This is a genomic window from [Clostridium] citroniae WAL-17108 (assembly GCF_000233455.1).
In the GTDB taxonomy this organism is placed as follows: Bacteria; Bacillota; Clostridia; order Lachnospirales; family Lachnospiraceae; genus Enterocloster; species Enterocloster citroniae.
Genome location: NZ_JH376433.1, coordinates 73,794 through 93,745 on the forward strand (window position 1 = coordinate 73,794; position 19,952 = coordinate 93,745).

Sequence of the window (19,952 nt, forward strand, 5' to 3'; positions counted from 1 at the left end):
AGTATTTGCCGGTGGATTCCATACAGACTTCATAGCATTCATTAACAAGAAGCCACTGTTTGAATTCAAGTATAGAATTGTTAAAAGTAGAAAAACGCTTTTTCAGGTAGTCAGGTTCTATTCTACCAGAAGTTTTGATGATTGTAGCGACGAGAAAAGATTTGTGAACATCGACACCACAACAGGTTTGGTAAGTAACTTTCATAGTCATGCTCCTTTCTAAAGTAAGATAAGAAGCCATTGACTGAACTGCCACACAATTTAACCAAGGCGTTAAAACAATTCTTAGTGTACGGACTCGTAGTACCACTTATTTGTGCTTGAAAAGGCAGGACTTACACTGATTATAATGCTGTCTAAAACGAGAAAGAATTTACAACTCCTCCTCCCGTGCTTTGTAGTATAGCTTCTTAGAAGCATTATCTCACGGAGTAGAGGTTTTGAAAATCTTTCATTACTATTTGTGCCGCGCCCGAAGGCGCGCGGAATGGAGATTATAATGAAACAGAAACTTGCCGCACTTGCGGCTGCAATGACTGTATTGTCAGCCGGATGCAGGCAGGATCCCGTATCCGGTCCGCCGGCGGCTGCAATACAGAATAAAGCCAATGTAGAACATGAGACAATCACGCAAGCTGCCGGGGAAGCTCCACGTATACTGATCGCCTACTTTACCCGGCTGGACAATACGGAAGCAGAGTTTAATGATATCCTTCAAGGCGGAGGCCCCTATGGTTCCCTGGGAAATTCCCTGGATGAAGCAGACCTGGATGCTGTTTCGTCCGCCAGTATCCAGGTAATAGACGGAGAAGTTGTGGGCAGTACAGAAGCTGTTGCACGAATGATTTACGAAAATACAGACGGTGATCTGTTTTCCATACAGACGGTGCAGGACTATCCTGTGGATTACAATACCCTGATCAGCCAGGGCGGTGAGGAACGGAATCAGGGCACAAGGCCGGAACTGTCAAGTCATGTGGAGAACATGCAGGATTATGATATTATATTTTTAGGGTTTCCCAACTGGTGGCACGATATGCCCATGCCCCTTTACAGCTTCCTGGAGGAATATGATTTTTCCGGTAAAACAGTAATCCCATTTGTCACCAGTGCCGGCAGCGGATTCTCCGGAACCATTGGTACCATTCAGGATACGCTGCCGGAAGCAGTTGTTGTAAAGGATGGATTTCAGGTACAGATGCGTTCTGTTACCGTGGCAAAGCCAGATGTGGATCATTGGATAGACGGACTGAAAATCACCCCTTGATGACAAAACAGTGGAGGTACGTTATGGATAAGAACAGATTTTACAGTTTTTCGGTTTTTCTTCTGTCAGCAGTGCTTTTGGCAGGATGCGGTACAGGCACAGGAGATGCAAAAACAGGCGGTTCCCTATCTCCATCCCAAAATCCGGAACACCTCGAACCGTTGGAGCAATTGGTGACTTCAGGCAGCGCCGGTTCCGGACAGGGTATACAGGGGGAGATTGGTGGGGATGAGTTCATACTTGTAGCTGGTGGAAGCTTTGATATGGGAAGTCCGGAGTCTGAGGCCTGGAGAAGTAATGATGAAACGCAGCATTCCGTTACAGTAGATGATTTTTATCTGTCTCCCTGCGAAGTGACCCAGTATGAGTACCGGCAGGTTATGGGCGCCAATCCCAGTTCTTTTATTGGTGAAAATCTGCCGGTGGAAATGGTCTCCTGGCTGGACGCGGTTAATTACTGCAATACCCGCAGCGAAAAGGAGGGGTTGGAACCGGCCTATGAGATCGGGGATGGCACCATAAGCTGGAACCGTAGCGCTTCAGGATACAGGCTTCCAACCGAGGCTGAGTGGGAATACGCCTGCCGGGCCGGTACAGTGACCCCATTTAATACCCAGACTTCCATCAGTGCGGAGGAGGCAAACTATTGGGGAGATTATCCCTATATGATTGAGGACAACTATTTTTCCCAGGGGAATCTGGAGACAAAGCCGGGCGTATACCGCCAGATCACAACGGCGGTGGGAAGCTTTCAGCCCAATGCCTGGGGATTCTATGATATGCATGGAAACGTAGGTGAGTGGGTGTGGGACTGTTACGGATCCTATGACAGTACCGACAGCGAAAATCCCACAGGGCCGGACAATGGGACCCGAAGGGTCAACAGGGGCGGAGGCTGGAATGACTTTGCTAAAAATCTCCGCTCCGCTTACCGCGCCGCAATGCCGGAGGACAATAAGAGTTATAACATAGGCTTCCGCCTTGCAAGAAATGCAGCGGTACTCTCCGGCGCGGTAGTAACGTCAAAAGGCCGGGAAAAGGAGGACGGCGGAAGTGGAAGGGTGCTGATCGCATATTTTTCCTGGGGAGGAAATACCAGGGGGATTGCCCGGGAAATTGAGCGCCAGACAGGGGAGGATCTCTTTGAAATAGAGATGGTGACTCCTTATTCCGCTGATTACAATACCGTACTTGACCAGGCACAGAATGACCAGAACATACAGGCAAGGCCGGAACTGGCAAACCATGTGGAGGACATATCCCAATATGACATCGTAATTCTGGGATATCCCAACTGGTGGGCATCGATTCCCATGCCGGTAGCAACCTTCCTGGAGGAATATGATCTCACAGGGAAGATTATCATTCCCTTTTGCAGCCATGGAGGCGGAAGGTTTGGGCAGAGCCTGACAGCTATTGCTAAGCTGGCCCCTGCTGCGGAAATCCGGGAAGGACTGGCAATTTCTTACTCCGGCGGTGACCGTATGCCTGGAGACGTGACGGAATGGCTGGAACAAAACGGTATTGATACCCAGTAATATGAAGCCGGATGGAGAGAGGAGTGATTTCGGCAGCAGTGGAAACGGGGGCGAAAGCTAGGAATGGGAAAAAAATACTAATTGCCTGTTTCTCCAATACAGGGAACACCTTAAGGGTTGCAAAAGTAATCCGGCGGATAACCGGAGGAACCTTATGCGTGATATATCCGTGGCAGCCGTATCCATCGGAATATTGCAAACTCAAAAAGCAGGCAGAAAAGGAAATCCGGGAGAACCATAGGCCCAGGCTTCTGCCATTTGAGACAATACCGGAAGGATATGATGTAATATTTATAGGAACACCTTGCTGGAGGGGGAGGATCTCCCCTCCGGCGGCTTCCTTTTTAGAACGGATACAAACAGATGGCAAAATTGTGATCCCATTCTGTACCCACAGAGGGGAAGAACGTGGATGTGTGGAGCAGGATATTGCCGTATTATGCCCAAACGCACAAGTACAAGCTGGATTTCATGTTACCAATGCCGGTGGAGACAGAATAGCGGAAGAACTGGAGTCCTGGATTCAGGGGCTGCAGAGGCAGGGGATGGATAAGATCAAGTAAAATCAGCATGGATAAAACAATAGAGAGGAGTCGATCGTACAATGAAAATGGTGAGAATGTTAGTGGGAATGCTGGGAGGGATGGCACTGATGCTAAGTGCATGCGGTTCGCAGGCAGATCAAGTACAAGAGTCAGAAAAGGGTTCTTCCAACAGTGTACCGGCAACCGGTACCTATCCGGACGGCAGTACCCCACAATTCAGCGGCAAACGGCTGCGTCTTACAGTGGACGGGAACGAGGTCATTATTGCCATGTATGACAATACAGCTGCGGATGCATACCTGGAAAGGCTGCCTTTGGATAACGTAGAATTCTACGATCTTTCCGGTATAGAAAAACCGGCAAGAAATGACGGTGCCCCATTCTCCATTGCTGATGAAGATCCGGGATATGACCCGGTTACCGGAGAGATGGTGATTTACCGGCCATGGGGCAGTTTTACGATTTTCTATGAAGATTTCCGCCACTCTAACGAACTTGTGCCTCTGGGGGTCGTGGAAAGCGGGCTGGAAGTATTGTCCGGGGAAGAGGATGACTTTACGGGGACCATTGAGTTTATGGAGTAAAGAGGAGGAGAAGATGAAATATACCAAACTAGGTAATTCAGACTTGACCGTATCCCGCATTTGCCTGGGATGTATGGGGTTTGGGGATCCACAGAAGGGCCAGCATAGCTGGACATTGGACGAAGAACGTTCCAGAGAAATTATAAAACGGGCGCTTGAACTAGGGGTCAATTTCTTTGATACGGCAATTGCCTATCAGAGCGGAACCAGCGAGCAGTTTTTAGGGCATGCGCTAAAGGATTTCACAGAGCGCAAGGATGTAGCGATCGCCACCAAGTTTCTTCCACGCACCCCGGAAGAAATCGCAAAGGGAGTCAGCGGACAGGAGCATATTCAGCGTATGATGGATAAAAGCCTGGAAAATCTGGGCGTGGATTATGTGGATCTGTATATCTACCATATGTGGGATTACCAAACGCCTCTTTATGATATAATGGACGGCTTAAACCGTGTGGTAAAAACCGGAAAGGCCCGGTACATCGGAATCTCCAACTGCTTTGCGTGGCAGCTGGCAAAGGCCAATGCACTGGCGCAACGGGAGGGCTTTGCAACATTTGTTTCCGTCCAGGGGCATTACAATCTGATTTTCCGGGAGGAGGAACGGGAGATGGTTCCGTATTGCAGGGAGGAAACAATTGCACTGACTCCTTACAGTGCACTGGCAGGAGGACGGCTGTCCAGGAGGCCGGGGGAATCCTCAAAGCGGCTGGAGGAGGACGCTTTTGCCAGATTCAAATATGATAAGACAACTGAGCTGGATCAGGTGATCATCAGCCGGGTAGCAGAGCTGGCAGACCGCAGGAACGTATCCATGACAGAGATCGCGCTGGCATGGCTTCTGACAAAGGTAACGTCCCCGGTGGTGGGTGCCACGAAATTCCATCATATTGAGGGTGCGGCAGCGGCAGTGGAGCTGGAATTGACCGATGAGGAGCTGACTTATCTGGAAGAAGCCTATGTGGCCCACAGCCTGACAGGCGTCATGGCGCAGAACAGGCCGGAGACAATCAGTGACAAGCATTTTGGCCGTAGGAGAACAGAAGATCTGACAAGGAATTTAAGGAGGGAAAGATGGAAATAAAAAGTTTATATGACACGGATCCCGAATTTGTGGAACGTGTGGAATATTTCATACGGGAGGAAGTTACAAAAGAGGAGGGACAGCAGCTGGAAGAACCGGTACGCTCCATGGTAATCCTGGCCTCATTGATTGGATGCCAGGGTGTTGAACTTTTCCGTGAACTCCTTCCGTCAGCCCTTGACGGAGGGCTGACACCGGTAATGATAAAAGAGATCCTTTACCAGTCCACAGATTATGTTGGTCTGGGACGGATGCTGGGATTCTTGACAGTGGTTAATGAAGTGCTTAAAAGCCGGGGCATTTCCCTGCCCCTTGAGGCGCAGGCCACCACCACGTTGGAAGACCGCCTGGAAAGAGGTTCCCAGGCGCAGGTGGATATCTTTGGCGAAGGGATGCGGGACTTTTGGAAAAAGGGACATATAAACCGATGGCTTGCCGCAAACTGCTTTGGGGATTACTATACACGCAAGGGTCTGAATCTGGCCCAGAGGGAACTGATCACATTTTGTTTCCTGGCGGCCCAGGGCGGATGCGAGCCCCAGCTGATCAGTCATGGGGCGGCTAATATGCGGCTTGGCAATACAAAGGAATATTTGATGAAAGTAATCTCACAGTGTTTACCCTATATTGGCTATCCGCGCAGCTTAAATGCCATCACTTGCGTGAATAAGGCGGTGGAAGGGAAATGACAGAGGGGAATAACGGGATTTTTGTGATGTAACAGTATCTCCCAGGTAACTATGGCACAAAATTGTGCTTACTTTACAATCCGTCTGTCCGGTCCTATGATAGTTGCATGAGGAACATAGAAGGGAATCATAGCTATATATGCTAAAGGATCCAGGAGGAAGCGGAAATGACAGGAGATCAGTACTTAAAAATCTTGGTGGAGGATATGCATTCCGCCATCATTGCCACCATTGGAACAGACGGACATCCCCAGACCCGTGTAATAGACATGATGCTTTGGGATGAAAGAGGGGTCTATTTTCTCACAGCAAAGGGAAAAGCCTTTTATGCACAGCTTATGGAGCAGAAGTTCGCAGCTGTTTCTGCTGCTAAGGATAAAAAATCCGTAACACTCCGCGGAAAAATTGAAAATATAGGCAATGAAAAACTGGATGAGATTTTTGAAAAAAATTCGTATATGCAGCAGATATATCCATCCCACACCCGGAGTGCACTGGAGGTGTTCCGGCTTTTCGAGGCCCAGGGAGAGTATTTTGATATCAGTATCCCCTCACATGTGGTCAGGAAACCCATATTGATCGGAAGGCCGAATGCGATACAGACATGTTATGTTGTGGGCGTGGAATGTATCGGATGTAAATTATGCTATTCAGTCTGTCCTCAAAAATGCATTGACATCAGCAGAAAGCCGGCAGTAATCAACCAGAACCAATGCCTGCACTGCGGACAGTGTGCGCAGATCTGCCCAAAGCAGACTATAAGCCGGCAGAGAACAGAAATTTAAACTTATATAAGGACTGATAATCCTGTTTGACAAGCCCGCCAGACTGTCCATCCTTCCTATTTCTATCATAAATTCACTGAACAGGCGCCGATGCTTCTTGAAGCAACAGGCCTGGGATATCCAGCATGGTGCTTGACATGTCCGGAATCGGCATTATAATAAAGGGTGAGAGTAAATTGCACCCCGAAGGTGTAAGAATGAGAGGGATGTATGGAAAGCAATAAAAGGGTATCCATTATCGATGTGGCAAAAAAGGCCGGGGTTTCCATCGCAACTGTCTCCAGGGTCATCAACCAAAATGGTGGATATTCCAAGGAGACGGAAGAACGGGTCAGAAAGACCATAGAAGAGTGCGGATTTACACCTAATGTCAATGCCATTGGCCTGCGGACCAACCGCAGCAACAGTATAGGCGTCATTGTCCCGGACATCACCAATGAATTTTTTGCCAGAATCATACGGGAATTGGATACCTTTCTTTTAAGCCGGCGCTATTCCCTTCTTGTCTGTAATTCCAATGAAGACTATATGCTGGAGAACATGCATATCAAGGGACTGGCTGAAAAGCATGTGGACGGAATCATCTATATATCGGGACAGAATGAGATCAAAGAGATCAGCGAGATCAAGAACCTACCCATTGTCTACATCGACCGGGCGCCCAAGAACGCGGAGGTTCTGATCCTTTCCGACAATGAGACGGGCGGATATCTGGCGGGCAGGGAGCTGATCGCCAAGGGATGCACGAAGATCCTGTTTCTTAGGGATATCCGCTATGCGTCCACGATCCGCAGCCGTAAGGAGGGATTTATTCGGGCACTTGGGGAGAACGGCATATCCTTCAGCGAGGAGCTGGAGATGAGCTGTTTTCCGGAATATGAGGAAACCAGAGGCGTGATGGAGCGTCTGCTGCGGGAAAAGGGATGTTTTTTTGACGGGATTTTCACTACCAATGATATGATGGCTCTGGCATGCATCAATGTGCTGATGGAGAACCGGATCAAAGTGCCTGACCAGGTCAGGGTGGTTGGATTTGATAATATTTCCCTGTCCCAGTTTGCAAGCCCCCAGATCACCACCATTGCCCAGGACACAAAGGAATTGGCCCTCCATGCAGGCGAAACCATACTGAAAATGATAGAAGGAAAAGAGATCAGGAAGAAAAAAACGATCATACCGGTGCGGCTGATCGCACGTGGGACCACATAATTGCATGCAGGCCCAACATAAGTGTACGCGTAACCACACGGTCTCATAAGAACCACATGGTCTTCGGTGAAATTATATGAATAGGAAAACCTTTCCGTAAGGCGGGAAGGCTTTTTTTACGCTTATTGAGAAAACGTTTACTGATATTAATATAAATAATGCACAAATTATCAATATTAATTTCGTCAAAATAGTAGAAATAAACATTTTATATTGACTTTTATTACGTAAAGGTTTACTATTCAGTTACAAGATACGAAAACCTTTACGTAAAACAGGAGGCTGCGGATGGATGAAAAAAAGAAACCTTCTATTGTGGATGTGGCAAAGTGGGCCGGAGTTTCTACGGCTACTGTATCCAGAGTGATCAACCATAACGGCGGCTATTCCAGAGAGACGGAGGAAAAGGTGAAAAAGGCAGTGAATGAGTGCGAGTTTACACCCAATGCCAATGCCATCGGGCTAAGGACCAACAAAAGCCGCTGCATTGGCGTGATCGTACCGGATGTGACCAACGAATTCTTTGCCAGGATCATCCAGGAGCTGGATTTTTATCTGCTGAAGCACAAATATTCTCTTTTGATCTGTAATTCCAACGAGGACTACGAGCTGGAGAATATGCACATCCGGGGACTGATCGAAAAGCACATTGACGGGATCGTCAACATATCGGGACAGAATGAGATCAAGCACACAGGTAAGATCCGGAACATTCCCGTGGTTTACATCGACCGGGCGCCCAAGAACGCGGAGATGCTGATCATGTCGGATAACCAGGAGGGCGGGTATCTGGCAACCAGGGAGATGGTCCGAAAGGGCTGTTTAAGGATTCTTCTGCTGCGGGATGTGCGCTGTGCCTCCACCATCCGATACAGAAAGGAAGGGTATCTGCGGGCGCTGAGGGAAGGCAATATCCCATATAACGAAGAGCTGGAAGTGAGTTGCTTTCCTGAGTATGCCCAGGCGCGCAGTGTTATGGACCGGCTCATGAAGTCCAGGGGATGTTTTTTCGATGGGATATTTGCCACCAACGACATGATGGCCCTGGCCTGTATCAATGTCCTTTTGGAGGCCGGGGTAAAGATACCGGAGGAGGTAAAGGTAGTGGGATTTGACAACATTTCCCTGACACGGTTTACCAGCCCCCAGATCACTACCATCACCCAGGACACAAGGCAGATGGCCCTGGCCGCGGGCAGCACGATACTTAAGATGATACAGAAGAAGGAGATCCGTGAAAAGACAACGATTATCCCGGTCACACTGGAGGTAAGAGGCACGACCTGAGGATGGACTGCAAGTACCGCGCAGGCCAAAAAGAAAAGAGGAGGATTTATGGAGACATTAGTAAAAATGGAAGGTGTTACCAAGGTGTTTCCCGGCGTCAGGGCCCTTGACAACATTTCATTTGAGATCAAGGCGGGAGAGGTTCACGTTCTCATGGGAGAGAACGGGGCGGGAAAGTCCACACTGATGAAGATATTAAGCGGCGTATACCAGCCCACCTCCGGGAAGATAACGGTGAAAGGGAAGGAATTTTCCCATCTGACGCCCACGGATTCCTATGAGTGCGGCATCAGCATCATTTACCAGGAGTTGAGCGTGATCAATGAGCTGTCCATCCTGGAAAACCTGTTTGTGGGAAAGCTGCCCACAAAGCGGGTGGGAGGAATCCCGGTGGTGGATTATAAGGGCATGACGGCCAGGGCCAAAGAGGTGCTTGATAAGGTGGGACTGAAGCGCAAACCCGGCCAGCTGGTGGAGGAGATCAGCATCTCCGAAAAGCAGCAGTGCGAGATAGCCAAGGCCCTGATCTCCAATGCGGATGTAATCATTATGGATGAACCCACCTCCTCCCTGACCACGTCCGAGACAGCCCATCTGTTTGAGATCATCCGGCAGCTGAAGGCGGAGGGAAAAGGAATCGTGTACATTTCCCATAAAATGGATGAAATCAAGGAGATCGGGGATGTGATCACGGTATTGAAGGACGGCACCTATGTGGGCACCAGGAACGTGAAGGAGATCACCCTGGATGATGTGATCCGCATGATGGTGGGAAGGGAGATCAAGGGAACCTACCACAATGAATCCGTCCAGGACTTCAGCGGGGAACCGGTTATCTTTGAGGCCAGGAACATGAACCGGAAGGACGGCCGGGTGCGCAATGTGTCCTTCCAGGTGAGAAAAGGGGAGATCGTGGGGTTTGCGGGCCTTGTGGGAGCGGGCCGAAGCGAGCTGATGAACGCAATTTTCGGAGCCGAGCCAAAGCTTTCCGGCCAGGTGTTTATCGGCGGGGAGGAAGTGACCATCCGCTCCCCCTATGAGGCCATCAAAAACGGTTTGGCCATGGTGACGGAGAACCGGCGCGAGACTGGATTCCTCAACAATTTCAGCATTAAACAGAACATTTCCATTGTCCCCTTTTTAAAGACATCCAGGGCAAACGGTCTGGTGGGCCTGGTGGACAACAAGGCGGAGGAGGAATACGCGGCAAAGCAGAAGCTGGATATGAACATCAAGTGCCGCGATGTGGAACAGAATATAACGGAGCTTTCCGGAGGCAACCAGCAGAAGGTGATCCTGGGAAAATGGATGGCTGCCGAGTCCAGAGTGATCATATTTGACGAGCCCACCAAGGGTATCGATGTGGGAAGCAAGAGCGAGATCTACGTGCTCATGCGGCGGCTGGCGGACCAGGGAAAGGGAGTCATCATGGTCTCCTCGGAGATGCCGGAGCTTTTGTCCGTGTGCGACACCATCTGCGTGTTCCGGGACGGCGAGATCCGCATGACCTATGGGATCAGTGAGGCAACAGAAGAAAATATTTTAAAATCATCAACCGGTGAAGAGTGATCAGGAGGGGAAGAACCATGAATAATCAGACGGAAATAAAAACAAAACCAAGTTTCGGCGTACTTTGGCAGAAATACGGCACCATAGGCATTTTCCTGCTGCTTCTGGGGGTGCTGACCATTGCAAAACCGTCCAGTATCTTTAACCCGGACAGTATTCCGCAGATCCTCAAACAGAGCGCGGTAAATATCCTTCTGGCCCTGGGTGAATTCTTTGCAATCCTGATCGCGGGCATCGACCTTTCCGTGGGCGCGGTGGCAGGCCTGGTGGGTATGCTCACCGCCATGCTGATGGTAAACGGCATCCCCGTGATACCGGCCCTTATCTTAGGCATCCTGATCGGCATGTTTATCGGCTTCTGCAACGGAATGCTGGTCAATAAGACCGGACTTCATCCCTTTATCATCACGCTGGGCACCCAGTCCATCTTCCAGGGCCTGATGCTTGTGATCTCCAATTCCAGGAATATTTACGGCTTCCCGGCATCCTTTACAAGGACCATGAGCGCCAGTATTCTCTACATACCGGTCCCTGTGATCATTGCGCTGATCGTGGCTGCCTTCTGTGCGTTTTTCACCACCAAATGCAAGGCGGGAAGAAACATCTACGCCCTGGGCGGAAACATGGAAGCGGCCTGGTACTCAGGCGTCAATGTAAACCTTCACCGTCTTCTGGTATTCATGATCTCCGGAACCTGCGCCGGAATCGCAGGCATCGTGCTTCTGGGACGCGTGGGAGCGGCTGCGCCCACGGCAGGTACGGGATATGAGACATACGCCATTGCGGCAACCATCATTGGCGGCACCAGCTTTATGGGCGGCAAGGGCAAGATCCTGGGCGTTGTGATCGGCGGTATGATCATCGGTATTATCAACTACGGCATGACGGCCCTGATGATCCCCAGCAGTTACCAGAAGATCGTAATGGGAGCCTTGATCATCATATCCGTGGCCATTGATCATTTTGTAGCGAAAGCTAAGAAATAAGGAGGAGAACTACAATGAAACCAATGTTTAACCCATCTCTGATGTGCATGGACCTGCTCAATATCAAGGAGCAGCTTCAGATTTTAAATACAAGGGCTGATTTTTACCATGTGGATATTATGGACGGACACTATGTGAAGAATATCACCCTGTCCCCGGATTTCTGCAAAGCCATCCGTCCGGTGTGCCGTATCCCCCTGGACTGCCATTTGATGGTCACAACCCCTGATGATTTTATCGAACCCCTGGCCAAGGCGGGGGCGGGATTCATCTGCCCTCATGCGGAGACCATTAACGCGGATGCGTTCCGTATTGTGAACAAAATCCGCTCCCTGGGGTGCAAGGTGGGTGTTGTGCTGAACCCGGCCACCCCGGTATCCTACATCCAGCACTACATCCATCTGCTTGATAAGGTGACGGTAATGACCGTGGACCCCGGCTTTGCAGGACAGCCCTTTATCAGGGAAATGCTGGATAAGATAAACGAACTTAAAGTACTGAAGGAAGAGAAGGGATACAAGTATCTGATCGAGGTGGACGGCTCCTGCAATGAGAAAACCTTTGGGGATCTGGCAAAGGCCGGCACAGAGGTTTTTATCGTAGGCACATCCGGCCTGTTTCATCTGGACCCGGATCTTGCAACAGCATGGGATAAAATGATGGATAACTTTAATAAGGCTGTAAGTCGGTAAGGTGGGAGCAATATGGGACTTGTAATAGGGATTGACATCGGAGGAACCAATTTCCGTCTGGGCTGCGTGGCAAAGGACGGAGTGCTAAGCCATTTTGAAAAAAAATCCAGCGCGTCCATGCTGAAGGAAGGCGCTGTGGAGATCCTGTGCAGGGAGATCAGGGATTACATGGAACGGTACTCTCTGGCAGGAAAGGTGGACGCCATATCCGTGGGAGTGCCGTCCGCTGTCAGCAAGGATAAGAGTTTTGTGTACTCCACCCCCAATTTAAAGGGGCTGGAAAATGTGGACCTGGGCCATCTTCTGGAAAAAGGCCTGGGAATCCGGGTGTTTGTGGACAGGGACGTCAACTATCTGCTCTGCCATGATATTAAGAAATATAATCTGGACCCGGAAGGGGATAAAACCATACTGGGCATGTATCTGGGCACCGGATTCGGCAACGCCATCTATGTAAACGGACGTTTCCACGCTGGCAAGAACGGGGTGTCCGGGGAGCTGGGCCATGTTCCATTCTTCCATCTGAAGGAAATATGCCCCTGCGGCAACGAGGGGTGCGCGGAGCTTCGGTGCTCGGGCGCCCATCTGCAGCGGATCCGCAACCAGTACTACCCGGAGACGGAGATCGGGGATATTTTCACAAAACACGGAAATGAGCCTGCCATCCGTGAGTATGTGGAATACCTGGCCTACCCCATCAGCACGGAGGTGACGATCCTGGACCCGGATTATGTGGTCATGGGGGGAGGCGTCATGATCATGAAGGATTTCCCCATGGACAATCTGATCCGGCAGGTAAAAAAGAGAACGCGCCATCCCTATCCATCGGAGAACCTGGAATTCATTTTCCCGGAGCACACACAGACCAGCGGTGTGGCAGGCGGCGGACTGGCGGCTTTTGACGCTATGAAGAGACAGTGAAATTCACGTCAGGGAGCGTGGCCGGGCTATCGTTCAGTCTGTGCTTCAGACATGCCCCCGTGGACGGGAAAAATAAAATCAAGATAAAAAAGGAGAGGTAAAAATGAAGAAAAGAATGTTAGCAGCAGCACTTTCAGTGGTAATGGCGGTAAGCCTTTCAGCGTGTACGTCCGGCGGTACGGCCGAGACAACAACAGCTGCGGCAAAAACCGAGGAAGCAGGGACCGAGGCGGCAAAGGACGGGGAGAGCGGGGCAGAATCCACAGAGGAAGCCAAAGAAGCTTCCGCCGGCACCAGCGACAAAAAATACGCGGTTATCTTAAAAACACAGGCCACGGACTTCTGGGTTAAGATGTGGAAGGGCGTTGAGGCGGAGACCGCGGCAAAGGGCGTGAAAGTGGACCTGTACTCCGCGCAGAGCGAGGATGACTTAGAGGGACAGCTCACCATCCTGGAAAGCTGTATCCAGCAGGGATATGACGGAATTGCCATCGCCCCTCTTTCCAGCGTAAATGTGCTTCCGGGCATTGGCGAGGCAACGGAAAAGGGCATTATCATCGTGGATGTGGATGAGAAATTTGACGAGACAGAGCTGGCTAACCAAGGCGGCGCATGCGTTGCGTTTGTTGCAACCGACAATGTGGCCGTGGGCGCCAAGGGCGCACAGTACATTGTGGACACGGCAGGCGAGGGAGCCAAGGTGGCCATCATAGAGGGGAAATCCGGCAACCAGTCCTCCGAGGACAGGACACAGGGCGCAAAGCAGGCATTTACAGACGGTAAGATGGATATCATCAGCAGCCAGGCAGCTGACTGGGACCGCCAGAAGGCCATGGATATCGCGTCCACTCTGATCCAGCAGAACCCGGATCTTAAGGGAATCTACTGCTGTAATGACGGCATGGCATTGGGCGCTGTCCAGGCTGTGATCAACGCCAACAAGCTGGGCGAGATCATGGTAGTGGGAACGGACGGGGATGCAGAAGCGGTTTCATCCATTGCAAACAATGAGCTTAGCGCAACCGTTGCACAGGATCCGGCACAGATCGGAGCAACCAGTCTGGATCTTCTGATCGATGCAGTTGCAAGCGGAACCAAGGGCGAGGTTGGCAAGTTCCCGGAAAAGACCCCGGTTGAGTCTGTTCTGGTAACTGCTGATAACGCAGCTGATTTCCAATAATGATATGAGAGATGGGGGCTGCATCAGACAATGCAGCCCCTGTTTTAATAAAACAGAGTACAATTTTGACGGAACAAAGCATTAATTTGACGGAGCATAGCACGAATTTTACAAATGCAGGAGGCGGAATATGAGAGTTGGATTTGGTAATGACCATGTGGCGGTTGAGCTTAAGAACGTATTGATGGAGCATTTGCGGGAAAAGGGATATGAGTGCATTGATTTTGGACCCTCTGATCCGGCGGACAAGGTGAATTACCCGGAGCCGGGCCGTCTGGTGGCGGAGGCCTTGATGCGGGGTGAGATCCATAAGGGCGTACTGATCTGCGGCACAGGGATCGGCATATCCCTGGCAGCCAACAAGGTGCCGGGCATACGGGCCGCCGTGTGTTCGGAGCCGTATTCTGCAAAGCTTACAGTGGAGCACAACAATGCCAACATCATTGCCATGGGCGCAAGAGTGGTGGGCACAGAACTGGCCAAGATGATCGTGGACGAATTCTTTGCAGCCCGGTTTGAGGGGGGAAGACACGCCATGCGTGTGGACATGATATCTGAAATCGAAGCAAAATACGGGGCAAAATGGCATGAGTAAGCTGATCGGTGTGGAGATAGGAGGTACAAAGCAGCAGATCGCGGTGGGCACGGCGGACGGGACCATCCTGGATGTAAGACAGGTCAAACTGGGCGAAAAGACAAATGCCGCTGATATCCTGGCCTGGATCAGGGAAAATATCTGCCTGATCATGAACGAGTGTGAGGTGGGAGGCATTGGAGTGGGGTTTGGCGGTCCTCTGGAGTCTTGTTCCGGCCGGGTGCTGTGTTCCCTGCAGGTGCCGGGATGGAAGGATTTCAGGCTGAAGGACTGGTTTGAGGAGCATTTTAATGTGCGGTCCGTGATTGTCAACGATACGGTGCTGGGAGGGATCGGGGAACTGATCCTGGGAAATGGAGCCGGGAGCAGCCGGTTTTTCTACACAAATATCGGCACCGGAATCGGCGGAGGACTGTATATCGACCGCAGGTATTATGACGGATCAGGCTACGGCGCCTGCTATCTGGGGAATACATGGGTTCCTGACTGGAGAGGCGCCGTGATGGGAGAGTGCTCCGTACCGGGAGCCGGGACCAGGCTGGAACTGATTTGTTCCGGGAAAAGCATTGAGGAACGGCTGAATATTCCGGGCTATGTCCCTGCCGGGTCTGTCCTTGCAAAAAAGGGCGGAAGGATCACATGCCAGGACCTGGCGGAGGGGGCGGGGAGGAATGACCGGTTCTGCCGTGAAGAACTGGAACGGACCGCTTCCACCTTTTCCATCGGTCTGGCCAATGTGCTGGCCATCGCAGCACCTGACCGGATCGCCATAGGCGGCGGTGTTGCCAAGATGGGAGAACCGCTCTTTTCGCGCATCAGGAAGTACACGGATGAATATTCCTTTGTGGCGGACCGGGGACATTATGAGATCGTGGAAAGCAGTCTCATGGACCATGCGGTGCTGGCAGGGGGACTGTTGGTGGCGGGAAGGCCGCAGCTGGCCGGGTGGAAAGGCGAAAAGGAATAGATGAAACTGCTGACACTTGAGGTTTTATACTCAAGTGTTTTTTATATCACAGCAAATAAATACAAATATAGACAGAGTTGCATATCTATGGTTATATTATGATCCGTCACTCGGGTACAAGGGATTAGGAGAAGTAAAAGATAGCTTTTATCAACAGGAATGTTGTCTGATTCAGGCGCTTATGCTATAATAAACAAATATGGACAGAGGTTCAAAGAGGCTGCGCCGCATACAATTTCGCCGGGCCATTCAGGTTCCTGATTATCCTGCCTCTTATCATCAAACAAAGGATATTTTACTCCATAAATGAGTTGAAAATACAAATGATCCGTCATGCCGTTTAAGTCCTGTACAAAACAAATGCAAAAGGCGTTGGCGATTAACCGGATGTGGAAAGGATGGTAGAGATGAAGAGTACAATGACAGCATGGGAGACGCTGCTCGAATTTTGCCGTGCCTGGTTTGAGCAGCGCAACGCTGAGGAGGCCCATGCCTTTTTAGCGGATGAGGTCTGCTTTGTGGGTACGGGAGAGAATGAGTTCGCCAACGGACTGCAGGAAATGCGTGAATATCTGGAACATGACATCCGGGAAATCCCGGAGCCTTTTTCTGTCAATCTCACACTCTATCAGGAGCAGGAACTCAATGACCATGTACGCAACTTGTCTGTTGGGATAACGCTCATCAATACGCAGTACAGCTGGAGGCTGAGGGGATTTTTTACCCTGGTCCGGATCAAAGGGCTCTGGCGCTTTTGCACGCTGTGGTTTTCGGAACCCGGAGGCAGCCAGCGGGGGGATGAGCACTATCCACGTGCTCTGGTTATGGAGAACATCGTCCGCCAGCGTCAGGAACTGCTTAACGATTCCCTGCCCGGAGGCATGATGGGCGGGTATCTGGAAGAGGGATTTCCGTTTTATTTTGTTAATAAACGGATGTTGGAGTACCTGGGATATGACTGCGAGGAGGAATTTGTTACCGATATCCACGGCATGGTCTCAAACTGCATGCACCCGGATGACAGGTCCATGGTGGACGGGGAGGTGGTCCGCCAAATGGCCAAAGGCCGTGAATATACGGTGGAATACAGGATGAAGAAACGGGACGGAACCTACATCTGGGTTCATGACCAGGGCCGCGAGACAACAGCGGAGAACGGCAAGCGGGCTATCCTGTCGGTGTGCATTGATATTACAGCGCAAAAAAAGGCCCAGGCTGAAATCATGCACTTGTATAATAATGTACCGGGCGCCGTGTTCCGCTGCCGGTTTGATGACGGCTTTACGGTTGCTGATGCAAACGATGGCCTGTATGAGTTTTTAGGTTATACCAGGGAGGAATTTGCCGCCCTGGGGAACCGGATGTCCTCTGTGGTCTGCCCTGAGGATATGGAGGCCATGAAATGCAAGATCGCGGCGGACACGGGCCGCGAGGGCGCCATACGGGACGAACACCGGTTAGTCTGCAAGAATGGGATCGTAAAATGGGTATCCCTGAAAGCCCAGATGTTCATGGAAGACGGCGAGCAGTATTTTTATGGCGTTTTTGTGGATATTACCGAAGAAAAGCAGGTGCAGAAACGGGTCCGGGAACTTTATGAAAAGGAATTGGCCTATTTTGCTCAGGCAGCCTCGGCAAAGGGGAGCATCCAGGGCCGTGTCAATGTCACGCAGAACAAGGTGGAGAACTACATGGCTGCATCTGATACCGCCATTGCTGCGCTGGGGGATTCCTATGAAAAAACCATAAAAAAGCTGGCAGGTTCCGCTGTGGATCCCGGTTATGGTGAGCATATCCGTACCGTCCTTTGCAGAAAGCGGGCGTTAGCCAGTTTTGCGGCAGGGAAAACGGATTACCACTTTGAATTTCTCCGCAAACGAAATGGCGGTGGAGCCTTTTGGAGCAGCACAAATTTCCGGTTTCATCAGAACATGGAAAGCGGAGATATCATTGCTTTTTTCTATACCCTGGATCTTACGGAGCAGAAATTACAGGAGCAGCTGCTCAACCGTGTTACAAATCTGGGGTATGATATTGTAACGGAGATCAATCTTTTGACCGGAGAATACCGGCTGGCGGGCCGGTCCAGTGATTGGGAAATGACGGTTCCCGTCCAGGGTGATTTTGGGGAGGAGGTCAGGCGGATCGCCCAAACCGCTGTTCATGAAGACGGACAGCGGGAGTTTATGGAAAAACTTGATTTTGAATATATGAAGCAGCAGCTTTCACAGCAGGATTCCTATACCTTTATCGTGGAATTGATCCAGGATGGCTGTGCCAGGGTCAAACGGTTCCGGCTGCTCTATATCAGTAAGGAATTGGGGCGGGTATGCATGACCCAGTCCGACCTGACAGATGTGATCCGGCAGGAACAAAGGCAAAAGGATGCGCTAAGCGCGGCTCTGGCAGCCGCAGAACAGGCAAATGCGGCCAAAAGCGATTTTCTTTCACGTATGAGCCATGAGATCCGCACCCCCATGAATGCCATTATCGGAATGAGTGCCATAGCGGCGCAGTCAATTGGGTCCGGGGATCATGAACAGGCAGCGGACTGTATTTCCAAGATCGGCATCGCCTCCCGTTTTCTGCTGTCACTTATCAATGATATCCTGGACATGAGCCGGATCGAGAGCGGCAAAATGCTTCTGAAAAATGAAAAGATCCCTACAGAGGAGTTCCTGGGGGGGATCAATTCCATCTGCTATTCCCAGGCAGCGGCAAAGGGCGTTGAATACGAGTGTATCGCGGACCCTGTGCTGGATGACTATTATATTGGGGATGCCATGAAGCTGCAGCAGGTCCTGCTGAATATCCTGTCCAATGCCATCAAATTCACAGGTGAGAAGGGCAAGGTCACCCTGTCCGCAGAACTTCGCAAAAAAGATAAGAGCGGAGCGGAACTTCGTTTCATTGTCAATGATACCGGGATTGGGATGGGGGATGAGTTCCTTCCCCATCTGTTTGAACCGTTTGCCCAGGAGTCCATGGGTACTACTTCCCTGTATGGAGGGACCGGGCTGGGCCTGTCCATTTCCAAGAATATCGTGGAACTGATGGGCGGAAGGATCACAGTGCGGTCCATCAAAGGAATCGGATCTGAGTTTACCGTGGATGTGCGGCTTGGGATCACCGAGGAGGAAAAGCTTCGTTACAACAAGAAAAAACAGACATATAATTTTTCTAATTTAAAAACCCTGGTGGTGGATGATGACGTGGCCGTATGCGAAAGCGCGGTGTCTACCCTGAGGGAGATCGGCATCACCGCGGAGTGGGTGGACAGCGGACTTAAAGCCATTGAACGCGTCCGCCAACTGTGGGCATCGGGCAGATATTATGATATCATCCTGGTGGATTGGAAGATGCCCGACATCGATGGGATTGAGACAGCCCGGCGCATACGGGAAATTGCGGGGCCGGAGGTCACCATTATCATAATGACAGCCTATGACTGGGTCGCCATTGAACATGAGGCCAGGCGGGCAGGCGTCAATCTGCTGATGAGCAAGCCGATGTTTAAATCCTCACTGATCTCCGCCTTTTCCAAGGCGCTGGGAGAAAAGGAGGAAAACCATCAGGAGGACAAGCCCGCCGTGTTCGACTTTACCGGCTGCCGCCTGCTCCTTGTGGAGGATAACGCCATCAACACAGAAGTGGCTGTTGTCCTTTTGGAACACAGGGGATTTGCCGTGGACACGGCTGAAAACGGACTCCGCGCTATTGAAATGTTCAGCAAGGCGGAGCCGGGCTTTTATGATGCGATCCTGATGGATATCCGGATGCCGCTGATGGATGGTCTCACTGCAGCCACAAACATCCGGCATATGAGTAATGCCGATGCCAGGACCATTCCTATTATTGCCATGACAGCCAATGCGTTTGATGACGATATGGAAAAGAGCAAAGCAGCCGGAATGAACGCACACTTGGCAAAGCCCATCGAACCGGAGCGGCTGTACCAGGTTTTGTATGATTTTATAATGGGCAGAGAGGAGTCATAGGCAAGATCGGAGCTGAAAGATGCCTGAGTTTTTTGTCAAAGTGGAAAGGAGGCGCGCAG

The 19,952-nt window shown here is 50.8% G+C and carries 17 protein-coding genes and 1 pseudogene; 17 read left to right on the top strand and 1 reads right to left on the bottom strand.

Going from position 1 to position 19,952, the window contains the following annotated elements; genetic code table 11:
* Positions 1 to 205 (bottom strand): annotated as a pseudogene (locus tag HMPREF9469_RS28855) (IS110 family RNA-guided transposase); the annotation flags it as partial.
* Positions 206 to 499: 294 nt separating this feature from the next.
* Between HMPREF9469_RS28855 and HMPREF9469_RS28860 the strand changes: the two are divergent.
* The 17 genes from HMPREF9469_RS28860 (at position 500) to HMPREF9469_RS28940 (ending at position 19,893) form a co-directional block, all read left to right on the top strand.
* Positions 500 to 1,267 carry a flavodoxin gene (locus tag HMPREF9469_RS28860; RefSeq protein WP_007870924.1) on the top strand — a complete coding sequence of 256 codons (768 nt, stop codon included), beginning with the start codon at positions 500 to 502 and terminating at the stop codon, positions 1,265 to 1,267.
* A gap of 23 nt (positions 1,268 to 1,290) precedes the next feature.
* Positions 1,291 to 2,805, top strand: a complete 1,515-nt coding sequence (locus tag HMPREF9469_RS28865; RefSeq protein WP_007870926.1) for a flavodoxin — start codon at positions 1,291 to 1,293, stop codon at positions 2,803 to 2,805.
* 11 nt (positions 2,806 to 2,816) lie between these two features.
* Entirely contained in the window at positions 2,817 to 3,368 is a 552-nt protein-coding gene (locus HMPREF9469_RS28870; protein WP_082197821.1) for a flavodoxin, read from the top strand.
* A gap of 41 nt (positions 3,369 to 3,409) precedes the next feature.
* Positions 3,410 to 3,934 (top strand): cyclophilin-like fold protein, encoded by a 525-nt coding sequence (locus HMPREF9469_RS28875; RefSeq protein ID WP_007870932.1) that lies wholly within the window; start codon positions 3,410 to 3,412, stop codon positions 3,932 to 3,934.
* Between the two features lie 13 nt (positions 3,935 to 3,947).
* Positions 3,948 to 5,015, top strand: a complete 1,068-nt coding sequence (locus HMPREF9469_RS28880) for an aldo/keto reductase (RefSeq protein WP_007870935.1) — start codon at positions 3,948 to 3,950, stop codon at positions 5,013 to 5,015.
* Positions 5,006 to 5,704: a carboxymuconolactone decarboxylase family protein gene (locus tag HMPREF9469_RS28885; protein WP_007870938.1), complete on the top strand. Its 699-nt coding sequence runs from the start codon at positions 5,006 to 5,008 to the stop codon at positions 5,702 to 5,704. Before HMPREF9469_RS28880 ends, HMPREF9469_RS28885 begins: the two co-directional genes overlap by 10 nt.
* Before the next feature lie 167 nt (positions 5,705 to 5,871).
* Positions 5,872 to 6,489, top strand: a complete 618-nt coding sequence (locus tag HMPREF9469_RS28890; RefSeq protein WP_007870940.1) for a 4Fe-4S binding protein — start codon at positions 5,872 to 5,874, stop codon at positions 6,487 to 6,489.
* A gap of 210 nt (positions 6,490 to 6,699) precedes the next feature.
* A complete protein-coding gene (locus tag HMPREF9469_RS28895; RefSeq protein ID WP_007870945.1) occupies positions 6,700 to 7,698 on the top strand; it encodes a LacI family DNA-binding transcriptional regulator in 999 nt (332 codons plus the stop codon).
* A gap of 288 nt (positions 7,699 to 7,986) precedes the next feature.
* Complete coding sequence (locus HMPREF9469_RS28900; protein WP_007870947.1) at positions 7,987 to 8,985, top strand: LacI family DNA-binding transcriptional regulator; 999 nt, start codon at positions 7,987 to 7,989, stop codon at positions 8,983 to 8,985.
* Positions 8,986 to 9,033: 48 nt separating this feature from the next.
* The gene (locus tag HMPREF9469_RS28905) at positions 9,034 to 10,554 is read left to right on the top strand and encodes a sugar ABC transporter ATP-binding protein (protein WP_007870948.1); all 1,521 of its coding nucleotides are present in this window, start codon (positions 9,034 to 9,036) and stop codon (positions 10,552 to 10,554) included.
* A gap of 17 nt (positions 10,555 to 10,571) precedes the next feature.
* Positions 10,572 to 11,540, top strand: coding sequence for a D-allose ABC transporter permease (gene alsC, locus HMPREF9469_RS28910; RefSeq protein ID WP_007870950.1), 969 nt, complete (start codon positions 10,572 to 10,574; stop codon positions 11,538 to 11,540).
* Between the two features lie 14 nt (positions 11,541 to 11,554).
* Positions 11,555 to 12,232 (top strand): D-allulose 6-phosphate 3-epimerase, encoded by a 678-nt coding sequence (alsE, locus tag HMPREF9469_RS28915; protein ID WP_007870952.1) that lies wholly within the window; start codon positions 11,555 to 11,557, stop codon positions 12,230 to 12,232.
* A gap of 12 nt (positions 12,233 to 12,244) precedes the next feature.
* Positions 12,245 to 13,153 (top strand): allose kinase, encoded by a 909-nt coding sequence (gene alsK, locus HMPREF9469_RS28920; protein ID WP_007870954.1) that lies wholly within the window; start codon positions 12,245 to 12,247, stop codon positions 13,151 to 13,153.
* A 103-nt stretch (positions 13,154 to 13,256) separates the two neighbouring features.
* The gene (gene alsB, locus HMPREF9469_RS28925; RefSeq protein ID WP_007870956.1) at positions 13,257 to 14,333 is read left to right on the top strand and encodes a D-allose transporter substrate-binding protein; all 1,077 of its coding nucleotides are present in this window, start codon (positions 13,257 to 13,259) and stop codon (positions 14,331 to 14,333) included.
* Positions 14,334 to 14,463: 130 nt separating this feature from the next.
* Positions 14,464 to 14,928, top strand: coding sequence for a ribose 5-phosphate isomerase B (rpiB, locus tag HMPREF9469_RS28930; protein WP_007870960.1), 465 nt, complete (start codon positions 14,464 to 14,466; stop codon positions 14,926 to 14,928).
* A complete protein-coding gene (locus HMPREF9469_RS28935) occupies positions 14,921 to 15,895 on the top strand; it encodes an ROK family protein (protein ID WP_007870963.1) in 975 nt (324 codons plus the stop codon). Before rpiB ends, HMPREF9469_RS28935 begins: the two co-directional genes overlap by 8 nt.
* Positions 15,896 to 16,302: 407 nt before the next feature.
* Positions 16,303 to 19,893: a response regulator gene (locus HMPREF9469_RS28940; RefSeq protein ID WP_007870966.1), complete on the top strand. Its 3,591-nt coding sequence runs from the start codon at positions 16,303 to 16,305 to the stop codon at positions 19,891 to 19,893.
* Positions 19,894 to 19,952: the final 59 nt, after the last annotated feature.